Here is a 10,492-nt window from a genome sequence, read left to right as displayed (position 1 = left end):
GCCTGCGGCCGGGGCCGACGCGGTGCGGGTGCGGGTACGGGTGTTGGTGACGGGTAGTGGATGTGACCAGCACCACACGGTGTGGGGAGCTGGTATTTTCAGTACAGTACGGTACTGTTTCTCTGGTCCAGGTAATGTTCATTACGCCTTCTCCTCGGCGTCGCGGCCATGCGCGTCGACTCCGGAGAAGCGTCCGAGACGGAAGGGCGAAAACCGATTTCCCCGCCGAGTGGCGCCGGGCGTGGCCGGCCCCGGGACGACGCCCGGGAACGGGCGATCCTGGACGCCGCGCTGGAACTGCTCGTCGAGGTCGGGTATGAGCGGATGAGCATGGTCGCCGTCGCGGCCCGGGCCCGAGCCAGCAAGGCGACGATCTACCGCCGATGGTCGTGCAAGGACGAGATGGTCGTGGAGGCCCTGCGCCGGCATGGTCCCGGCGACCGCGTTCCGGCTGACACCGGGTGCCTGCGGGACGACCTGGCCGCCGAGGTGCACCTCATGATCGACACGATTACCGGTCCCGACGGTGCGCTGCTCATCGGCGTGCTCCGGGCCGCGAGCGAGTCCCCGCGGCTGGCCGCGGTCGTGCAGGCCAACATCCTGCAGAACAAAGCGAAGATCGGCCGTTGCATGTTCGCTCGGGCCTCGCAACGGGGGGAGATCTCTGTGTCGGCCGATTTCGACGTGATTATGGAGATCGTCATGGCGATGATTTTCTGTCGCCTGCTCGTCACCGGCGAGYCGCTCGACGATGCGTTCGTCGATCATATGGTGGACGACGTGCTCATGCCGTTGCTGGCTGGCCGGCCCGGAACGACACTCCGGCCCGAAACACCCCCGTCCGGGGTCAACTCGAACGCCTGAGCTATTCCCTGCTCGAACTCCTGTTCGATGTCCCTGCCACTGCCACTGCCACTGCCACTGTCCCTGTCCCTGCCACTGCCGCGTCACCGACGCCGCCACGGACCGCCCGGTCCCGGGGGCGCCGTCCATCGGCACCATCCCCATCGGCACCATCCCCATCGGCACCATCCCCATCGGCACCATCCCCACCGCACCGGGTCGCCTCGCCCGAACTCGTGGCGTTCGTTCGTCCCCGTTTCAGGTCCGACCGGCTAGGAGCTTCCCTGTGACCACAACCCTCGACCACCAGGCGGAGGACCGTCCGGTGGACGCGGCTGACGGCTCGCCCGATCCACGGCGCTGGCTCGCGCTCTGGATCATCGCTGTCGCGCAGCTCATGGTCGTCCTCGACGCCGCGATCATGAACATCGCGATCCCGCACGCGCAGGCCGATCTCGACATCTCCACCGCGAACCGGCAGTGGATCATCACCGCGTACACCGTGGCCTTCGGCGGTCTGCTGCTGCTCGGCGGGCGCGTCGCCGACTACCTGGGGCGCAAGCGGGCCTTCAGCTGGGGACTCCTCGGTTTCGCGCTGGCCTCGGCGCTGGGCGGCCTGGCCCCGAACGCCGGGCTGCTGTTCGCAGCGCGGGCGCTGCAGGGCGCGTTCGCGGCCCTGCTCGCGCCGGCCGCGCTGTCGCTGATCACCGTCGCCTTCACCGAAAGCCACGAGCGGGCCAAGGCGTTCGGCGTGTACGGAGCGATCTCCGGCGGTGGCGCCGCGATCGGTCTCATCGTCGGCGGCCTGCTCACCGAGTACGCCTCCTGGCGGTGGTGCCTGCTGGTGAACGTGCCGATCGCGATCATCACCGCGGTACTCGCGCTGCCGGTGGTGCGCGAGAGCCGGGCGGAGGGCGAGGCCCGCTACGACCTGCCCGGCGCGGTGACGGTGACCGCGGGCCTGGTGGCCCTGGTCTACGGCTTCACCGTGGCCGCCGAGGATGGCTGGGGCGACGCCCGCACCATCGGGCTGCTGGTTGGTGCGGCTGTGCTGCTCGTGGCCTTCGTCGTCGTCGAGTCCCGCACCAGCGCGCCGCTGCTGCCGCTGCGGGTGCCGTGGGAGCGCAACCGCGGCGGCTCGTTCCTGGCCTCGCTGCTGACCGGGGCCGGCCTGTTCGCGATGTTCCTGTTCCTGACGTACTACTTCCAGCAGACGCTCGGCTACAGCGCCCTGAAGACCGGCTTCGCGTTCCTGCCGTTCAGCGGCGGGATCATCGTCTCCGCGGGGCTTGCCAGCCAGTTCCTGCCGCGCGTCGGACCCCGGGTGCTGGCCGGCACCGGCACGACGCTCGCGGCGGTCGGGATGGCGCTGCTCCTCGGGGTTGGGACGGATTCGAGCTACGTCGTGCACATCCTGCCCTCCGAGCTGCTGATCAGCATCGGCATGGGCTTCTCGTTCGTGCCCCTGTCGAACCTCGCGCTGATCGGGGTCGCCCCGCACGACGCGGGGGTGGCCAGCGCGCTGGTCAACACGACCCAGCAGATCGGCGGGGCGCTGGGAACCGCGTTGCTCAACACCGTCTACGCGACGGCCGTCACCAACTACCTGGCCGATCACGGGCGGGGTGGGAAGGCGCTTCTCGACCAGGCGCAGATCGAGGGCTACACCACGGCGTTCCTGTGGGGCGCCATCCTCATCGCGCTCGCGGCGGTGGTGATCGTCGTGCTCATCCGGGCCGGGCGGGAGTCGACTACCAACGTCGAGGTCGTCCCCGCGCACGCCGGCTGAGACCCGGRCCGGGCCGGCGTGAGCGACCGGCCCGGCCCGCGCCCGGCTGGCCGGCCGCCGCTTCGGTCAGTCCGCGAGGGTGACCTCGGCGGCTTCAGTCCCCGGCGTGGTCTGCCTCGCCGCGGTCTTGACGGTGACCATTCCGGCCTTTATTAGCCGCTGCAGCAGCACCCGCTGACCGGGGGCGAGCCGCGAGCCGAGCTCGCCGTAGACGACCGGACCGCGGCTGAGTATCTCCCACAGCTGCGGTGCGCCGTCGTGACTGTCCACCCCGCGCACCGAAAACCCCGTCGCGCCTGAGCCGGAATCGACGAGTGCGTCGGAATCGAACTCGAAACGGTGGCACGGTACTGGGGAGGCGGTCGGAGAAGGCACGCCGAGGCCGCCGTTCGCCTCGGCCGCCACCGGATCGGTCCAGTACTCGGCGACGGCGGCCCGTACCGCGGCGGGCGTGTCCAGTTCGAGGTCGGCCGGTGGGAGCACCGCTTTGAAGCCGGGGACATCCAGCGCCACGCCGGCCCGCATCCGGACTCCGGGAGCGGCGACCAGCACGGCGTCCGGTTCCGGCTCCGTCAGCATCACGTGCGCGCGAGCCTGCTGGTACGGACCGTCGATCGCCAGGTCGGACATTCGGCCGGTGCCGCGCGTCATGATCAGGAGCAGGTCGGGGGTGAACGCCGTGTTGAGCAGCGCGTCGAAGGACCGATCGGGCATGTCCAGATGCGGACTCGAATTGCGCCGGTGCCAGTATGCGCTGCCCGGGTTGTCCGCGCCGATCATGTGATACCACTGATCAATCGAGAGCGCGAACACCTCGGCCATTCCGTGCCACTCGTGGTCGTAGTCCTGCCACAGATCTCTCACCAGACCCGGGGAGAGTTCGGCGCGCAGCGTGGTGCGCAGCAGCAGCGCCGCCGAGGCCGCCTGGTTGGCCGCGAACGCGACCCCGGACGAGAAGAGGGGGTCCACGAAGTAGGAGGCATCGCCGATCAGGATCCAGTGCCGGTCGAGGTCGGCGAAGCGCTCATTGACCCGGGAGTAGTTGGTGACCGTCATCATCTGGTCGGAGATCGGCGTCACCTCGGCCACCAGGTCGGCCAGCCGCGGCACGCCGCGGACGGTGYGCAGAAAGACCTCGGAGTCCGTGAAGTCCTTCCCGGGTTCCTTCAGCACCTCCGGGCTCGTCACGATGCCGATCGAGTGCGTGAGCACCCGCTCCCCGTTCACGATCCTGGGGACGGGGATGTACCAGCACCAGCCGTCGGGAAACGCGAAGCAACCGATCGGCGAGAGGTTCTTCTCCCGGAAGATGTTCCAGTCGCCGTCGAGCCCCTGGGCCGGCAGGCCGCCCAGGTAGTGCTGCCAGATCGCGATGTTCCGGTAGCCGGACAACCATTCGCGAGGCTTTTTGGTGACCAGGCTCTGCTGGCGACCGGAGGCATCGACGAAGTACGCGCCGGACACGGCGGTGCCGTCGGCGAGCGTCACCTGACAGCCGTTGGCGGCCGCGGCGAAGTCGGTGACGGCCATCCCGGTGGTGACGTCGACTCCGAGGTCCCGGGCGTGTTCCAGCAGGATCTGGTCGAACTCTGAACGGTTGACGTGCAGTGCCCATCGGTGTACCCCGTCCACCGCCCAGTTCGCGTGGTCGAAGAACGCCCGGCTCGGACCCTGCCGCGCCCAGCTGTAGATACCGCCAAATTTCTTTACCCAGCAGTTGCTGGCCAGCACCTTCGCGAGCGCTCCGCTCTCTGCCAGCACCGGGATCAACGGGTGCGCGAACGACTCGCCGATGTGCTCGCGCGGGAACTCATCCTTCTCGAAGATCGCTACTTTCAGGTCCGACGTGCGGGCGAGCAGCGCGGCCAGTGTAGAGCCCGCCGGCCCGCCGCCGGCGATAATAACGTCGTAATGATCCCGCATGTCTTCTCCATTTCCTCGAATCTTTGCTCAGATCACATGAATGCGTTGGAGTCGCCGCGAGGAGGCCAGTGAGTRAGACCGTCGACCGTGTAGCAGCGCATGGTTGTCCGCGATCACGACATCGCCGGAACGCCATGCGTGCGCGTAGCTGACGGACGGGTCGTAGAGCCGGGCCGACAGATCGTCGAGAAAGTCCTCGCGATCATTCCGTGAGACGCCGTGGATGTCGAGGAACAGCGGATTGAGATATTCGGCTGGGTCGAGCGCCTCGGCAAAACGAAGAGTCGGCACACCCGTCACGGCATGGGGCACCACGAGGTCCTGCACGATGTGCCCGCCGTAGTGCTTGATCTTTTCGGTCTGGTAGTCGATCCGGACGCCGGCCCAGGTGTCACGCAGGTGCGCAGGCGCGGCGGAAATAATGCGGGCGGTGTCGCAGAAAGTCGTCTCCCCGCCGCTATCCGGGTCGGGAGCGCGTAGGCAGCGGAACACGATGAAGCGTGGCGTGAGCCGGGCGAACGCGCCGTCCCAGTGGAAGGGCACCGGACCCGTGGTGAACAGGTAGTTCTGTGGGTCCTCGTGCACCGTCAGGTCCAGCACCTCCCCGAAGTCCCAGGTCAGGATCTCGCCCATTCGCCGGCAGTAGGCGACGAGATCGGTGGTCGAAGGAGATTGGAAACCTCGTAGCACCAGCAGCTTCGAATCCGCGACGAACCGGGTCAACTCCTCGGGTGGCACGGCGGTCAGATCCGTGTCACTGGATGATTCGATCAACAGTCCGAACGGATGCAGCGAACGCCGCGGCGCCGAGCTGGCGTCGACCAGTGCCCCGGCACTCACGAGACGGTCTCCTTCACCCWCGAATCCGTCCGCATGAGATGCGGAGCGACGAAGTGACTCGGTCGTCCATTGCGCCAGACCACCGACGCGTTCAGCTTTTCGGCGGTGCTGCGCTTTATCAGCGTGACACTGTTGCCGTCGTCCATGGCGACGCCATGYCAGGGAGTGAGCCAGTTGTCCCTGGTTCTGATCATATGGATGCCGATTTTCTCGGAATGGCAGGGCTGGGGGTGGATCGACAGGCGGACGGCGGACGGGAACTGCTCGGCGACGAGTCGGCTCCAGGCGTTGCTGCGGCGGACGATCTGGTAGGCGAGATCCTTGCTGGCGAGCCGGAGTTGAGTGCGGCTGGTCTCCGGGCGCAGCACCAGCAGATCCTCGAACACGAAACGGTGGATGCCGTTGAACTGCGTCTTCGTGGCTGGGCTCGTGGCGATCTGTTGGCGCAGTTCCGCCACCGTTGCGGCATAGTTTTCCTCCAGTTTCCTACGCAGCTCGGTGAAGTCACCGGCGCCGAACGCGTCGTCCAGTGAGTAGAGATCGATATTGTGTGCTCTGATGTCGACCAGCAGCGCCTCCAGGTCGCTGCGGTAGGACGAGATGGCCTCGTCGGAGACACTGATCAGATCCCCGAACACGTGCCCGTCCGAGCAGACCGTGATCCTGGCTCCGGGCTCATAGAAATGGCCGATGTGCTCACACATCGAGCGCAGAAAGTCGAGCGCGATGCGCTCGGCGAGATCCGGCAGCGAGCCGAGGACCTTCTGCCTGTTGGGTGACTTGGCCGGGAAAGCGAGGATCACGAAGTGGATCGGCTCGTTCTGGTTGATCCAGTACTCGATCTTTGGGCGATGGATGTCGAAGCAGAGCTCGCAGGGCTGGGCCGAGCAGACCTCCGTCGGATCGGAGAGCCGCCGGAACTGAAACAGCAGATCGATGATCTCTGTTGCGGTTTCGTTGGGCATGGCTGATTAAGACTCCCTCTTAGAGTCTGTTTTAGAAGTACTCCGGTCCGGTATTCCAGCCTGACAAAGAGGGCTGTGACCGGTCGGCACGCCGAGTACCGGGATTCGATCCCATGGTGTAGCGCCGTTCGCGGTCAAGACAAGATTCAAAGCGGGTTCTTGGAAGTCTTGACCTGCGGTGAGGGCAGATAGGCGTTGCGTCAGCTCAGGTGAGCGATTCGCTAGCCAATTTTCTTTTCCAGCGGCAGGCCCAGATCGCGCCAGCCGGCCCGGGGGGAATCGGGCACCGGGCTTTCACCCATGCCGTACTGAAGACCTGCGACGGTGAAACCCAGCAGACCGAGCAGGGCGACGAGCTGACTGGCCGTATGGCCCACCCAGCATACGATGACGATTGTCTTGTCCCGAGGGAGAAGAGCGAGGTTGCTGTCGGACAGCACGTCCTTGAACCACATGTTCACGGCACCCGGTATATGGCCCGCCGCATACGCCTCGGGGGTGCGGTTGTCAAGGACGAAGTATGCGTCCGGATGGGACTCCAGGGCTTTGGCCAGCTCGGGGGAAGTCATGTAGTTGAAGCGCGGCGGCATGTCGTCGACGTAGCGTCGACAACTCTCGAGCAGCCGTTGGTCAAGCACTACCATCAGCCAATCCTTTCTTCCTGAACAACTGGACATCACCACTCTGGGCGATACGTAGCAATTTAGCAACAAGGACTCCGCTGTCTCCTATGCGACAGACTGGAGGGAGATATCAGCGGGCACTACCGGCGGGCCGGGATCACCCCTGACCCCACCGAACACGACAACAACCCCGTCCCACGGGGTGGGAAACGGGGTCGCGGACCTGCTCCTCAAGGAGCGATTCATTGAGGAGCGCGGGTACTGACGGGCTGGCCAGAAAGAAATCACTGGCCAKCGCCACTGACGCCGGATGTGCTGCGGGAGGAGGAAACGGCACGGCCCAGCGGAGGAGGCCGCGAGCGGGACGAGGGGAGCGGAGGCCTGGCAGGAGCAGCCGCATGGCCGCGGCCGAGTTCGATCCGATGAGAAGGCGGGCGGAACCCGCGCGACGATCTTCGGAAGTCCCGTCTAAGGCGACCGTGTCACCTTGAGGGCATTATCGAGGCTGGTTCCGCGAGGGGGTTTTCCGACACGCTGGCCGGGGGGATATCAACCCGCGTCGAGAGGGCGATCAGGGAAAGCAGGAAGGCGCCGGCAGCCATGCCCGCCGCGACGACGAAGGACACCTGAAAGGCATCGACCGTGCCGCTGAGCATCGCGGTCGGATCTCCGGGATGAGCTGCGAGATGATCGGAGATGACGCGGGCCGACACCGTCGAGAGAATCGAGACGCCGAGGGCCGCGCCGATCTCCTGGGAGGTGCTCAGGAGTCCTGCCTCAACCCCGGAGTCGTCGCTGTTGGAGCCGCTGAAGGCGGCCACGTTGAGCGCGGTGAGGGAGGTCGCGAGACCGGCGCCGCACAGCACGAGCGCCGGCAGCAGCACCGCCGTGTACCTGGTGTCGGCGTCGCCCCGGGACAGGAGGGCCACGCCGACAGTGAGGAGGACAAGGCCGACGAGCAGCGCGGGCTTGGGACCGCGCGCGGAACGACTCGCTGTCGCCTGGGCGACGTTGGCCGCGAGCGCGGCCGCGGTTGCCATCGGCACGAATGTCAGCCCGGCCTTCATCGGGCTGTAGCCGAGTACCTGCTGCACATACAGGGCCACCAGGAGGAAAGCCGACCCGAAGCTGGCCCACACGAGCAGGGTCGCGCCGTTGGCGACGCTGAGACCACGCCGGCGGAAGAGGGCCAACGGCATGAGCGGGTCGTCGCTGCGGCTCTCGATCACGATGAAGGCGATCAGAAGAACGGCGGCTGATCCGAACAGAGCAAGGATCGCCGGGCTGGTGAAACCGCGCTGCTCCGCCTGTGTGATGGCCACGACCAGCGAGAACATCGACCCCGTCGCGGTGAGCGCGCCGGCGATGTCGAAGCCGTGGTGAGAACGGGTGTCACGGGTTTCCGGCATGATCCTTCCGACCACGGCGAGCAGGAGTAGACAGAAGGGAATTTTGATCGCGAACGCCCACCGCCATCCCGGCCCGTCGGTGAGGACCCCGCCCGCCAAGACGCCCACCCCGGCCGCCGCGCTGGACACCGCACCGAACACCCCGAGCGCCTTGTTTCTGCTCGGCCCTTGCGGGTAGATCGCGTTGATCGTCCCCAGCGCGGCCGGGGCGAGCATGGCCGCACCGAGCCCCTCCAGGGCCCGCCCAGCGAGCAGCACGCCGGTCACGTTGGCGAGCGTGYACACCACGGTGCCGACCGCGAAGACCCCCGTGCCCAGCCGGAACAGTCGCCGTCGGCCGAGTAGATCGCCAGCCCTGCCACCCAGCAGGAGCAGGCTGCCCAGGGCTATCCCGTAGGCCGTGACCGTGTAGGGCTGGGTCTCGCGGCTCATCTGAAGATCGGCTGCCAGGCTGGGCAGCGCGACATTCACGCTGGACAGGCTGAACACGACCAGGAACTGGCCGAGGCACACGACCGGCAGCAGCAGTGGTGATGCCGCAGACTCCTTCGGCTGAGCGGACCTCGACATACGCGCCTCCACTCCCCCGAGACAGACTTCCATTTCGGAAGGGATCCTAGATGCTTCCGAAACGGAAGTCAACAGATACACTGGCCAGGTGCTTGACCAGCACGACGAGTCCGACTGCCCGGCCGCTCGCGCGCTCGGGCTGATCGGCGATCACTGGTCCCTGCTGATCATCCGAGAGGCGTTCGGCGGCGCTCGGCGCTACGACGACTTCCGAACCCGTCTGAAGATCTCCGATCACACCCTCACTCGGCGCCTCGACCGGCTCGTCGATCGAGGCATCCTGCAACGCAGGCTTTATCAGCCACGTCCACCTCGTTCGGAATACGAACTGACGTCGGCGGGCCGGGATCTCGCGCCGATCCTGATGGAACTCGGCCGATGGGGCTCCCGATGGACTACGGGAGCCGGCCCGGATCGATCGCTGCCCGCGAGCCTGCTCCGTGCCATGGACGAGTAACCCGRCCAGGAGCAGGAGCTTCCTGGAGCGGCTCCAGGTGTCAACGGCGGCGCGTCAGTGCGGCCGAAGGTCCAGGGCCGGACGCCCGCGCGTGTCCCGTCGGACAAGGAGGCCGGTGGGGACCAGGCCGAGGCTCGTCGCGGCCAGTCTGATCATCCCCGGTATCCGCTGCCCGATCTCGACCGCGCCTTCACCGTACTGATCGACAGGCCGGCGGGATCCGCCAAAGCCTTGATCGAGATCTGTCGCGAAGAAGCATGACTGAAAACATGACTGCTATACGGACACATCATACGCCTATTATTGGCGTTTGGTGGCAAGTGATGGCAAACAAAGGATAAGCGCTAAATTAGGCATCAAGCTGTGCTAGAACCATCGCGGAGCGACGCCAGCCGAGGGGCGGGGCGTGACCGTCGGCGCAGATGCACGGACGGCCACGCATCTGTCGTGACGCCGCGGCGCATCCCACCCGTGCACCTGGGCAGACAGGAGGATGGTCATGGCAGCGCCGCGCAGGAGATCTTCGTCGGGATCGGGCCGGACGTCCGCCCRCCGCCGGCAACCGACCCGGTCCCGCCGGGCCGCTTCACGGACGAGGAGCCGACGGGAACGCAAACATGTCCATCTCGCCTGCTATCTCGCCTTCGGTGCCGCCGGGCTGTGGCTCACCCTGCGGGGCACGTGGATCGCGCTGCCGGTGGCCCTGCTCGTGATCACCGTGATGTTGGGATTCCGTTGGCCGACGCTCTGCCGGGCCTACCGGACCGACGACGGCATCTGCGAGACCCCGGTCAACGGCTGGCTCACCGGATGCGCGAGTCACGCCCCCTTCAAACGGCGCGATCTGCGGGCGGTCGCCTGGCCGCCGAACCGCGTCTCGCCGTTTCACCCGATCGTRCTCGCCCTGCGGATTCCACCGCGCGAGCCCGAGGCGCAGCCGGACCTCGACGGCGCTCCCCGCCGAGTCACCATGCGTAATCTCGTGACCTCGCTGGTACTCGCCGTCGCCGTGTTGATGACCGGATTCGGCCTCCTGCTCGGTGCGGCATGACCGGCGGGAGCGGGCCAGCCGA

9 protein-coding genes are annotated in these 10,492 nt (G+C 66.8%); 4 read left to right on the top strand and 5 right to left on the bottom strand.

What is annotated here, in order from left to right; translation table 11 throughout:
- Positions 1-168: 168 nt before the first annotated feature.
- Positions 169-864 carry a TetR/AcrR family transcriptional regulator gene (locus KBI5_RS11250; protein WP_085015205.1) on the top strand — a complete coding sequence of 232 codons (696 nt, stop codon included), beginning with the start codon at positions 169-171 and terminating at the stop codon, positions 862-864.
- Positions 865-1,129: 265 nt separating this feature from the next.
- Complete coding sequence (locus KBI5_RS11240) at positions 1,130-2,632, top strand: MFS transporter (protein ID WP_011437147.1); 1,503 nt, start codon at positions 1,130-1,132, stop codon at positions 2,630-2,632.
- 66 nt (positions 2,633-2,698) lie between these two features.
- Here the strand turns inward: KBI5_RS11240 and KBI5_RS11235 are convergent, their stop codons facing one another.
- The 5 genes from KBI5_RS11235 to KBI5_RS11215 all read right to left on the bottom strand — a co-directional run bounded on the left by KBI5_RS11235 (position 2,699) and on the right by KBI5_RS11215 (position 8,962).
- Positions 2,699-4,555: a tryptophan 7-halogenase gene (locus tag KBI5_RS11235; protein ID WP_085015204.1), complete on the bottom strand. Its 1,857-nt coding sequence runs from the start codon at positions 4,553-4,555 to the stop codon at positions 2,699-2,701.
- 27 nt (positions 4,556-4,582) lie between these two features.
- Positions 4,583-5,395: a TauD/TfdA family dioxygenase gene (locus tag KBI5_RS11230; protein WP_085015203.1), complete on the bottom strand. Its 813-nt coding sequence runs from the start codon at positions 5,393-5,395 to the stop codon at positions 4,583-4,585.
- Positions 5,392-6,360, bottom strand: a complete 969-nt coding sequence (locus KBI5_RS11225; RefSeq protein WP_085015202.1) for an isocyanide synthase family protein — start codon at positions 6,358-6,360, stop codon at positions 5,392-5,394. Before KBI5_RS11225 ends, KBI5_RS11230 begins: the two co-directional genes overlap by 4 nt.
- A gap of 221 nt (positions 6,361-6,581) precedes the next feature.
- A complete protein-coding gene (locus KBI5_RS11220; protein ID WP_011437143.1) occupies positions 6,582-7,004 on the bottom strand; it encodes a rhodanese-like domain-containing protein in 423 nt (140 codons plus the stop codon).
- A gap of 461 nt (positions 7,005-7,465) precedes the next feature.
- Positions 7,466-8,962, bottom strand: a complete 1,497-nt coding sequence (locus tag KBI5_RS11215) for an MFS transporter (protein ID WP_157902482.1) — start codon at positions 8,960-8,962, stop codon at positions 7,466-7,468.
- Between the two features lie 88 nt (positions 8,963-9,050).
- Between KBI5_RS11215 and KBI5_RS11210 the strand changes: the two genes are divergently transcribed.
- Both KBI5_RS11210 and KBI5_RS11200 read left to right on the top strand, forming a co-directional pair.
- On the top strand, positions 9,051-9,419 hold the full coding sequence (locus tag KBI5_RS11210; RefSeq protein ID WP_157858561.1) for a helix-turn-helix domain-containing protein: 369 nt from the start codon (positions 9,051-9,053) through the stop codon (positions 9,417-9,419).
- A 499-nt stretch (positions 9,420-9,918) separates the two neighbouring features.
- Positions 9,919-10,470: a hypothetical protein gene (locus KBI5_RS11200; RefSeq protein ID WP_133057006.1), complete on the top strand. Its 552-nt coding sequence runs from the start codon at positions 9,919-9,921 to the stop codon at positions 10,468-10,470.
- Positions 10,471-10,492 lie beyond the last annotated feature (22 nt).

This window comes from Frankia sp. KB5 (assembly GCF_002099325.1).
Taxonomy (GTDB): Bacteria; Actinomycetota; Actinomycetes; order Frankiales; family Frankiaceae; genus Frankia; species Frankia casuarinae.
This window is presented reverse-complemented; position numbering and strand designations above follow the sequence as displayed.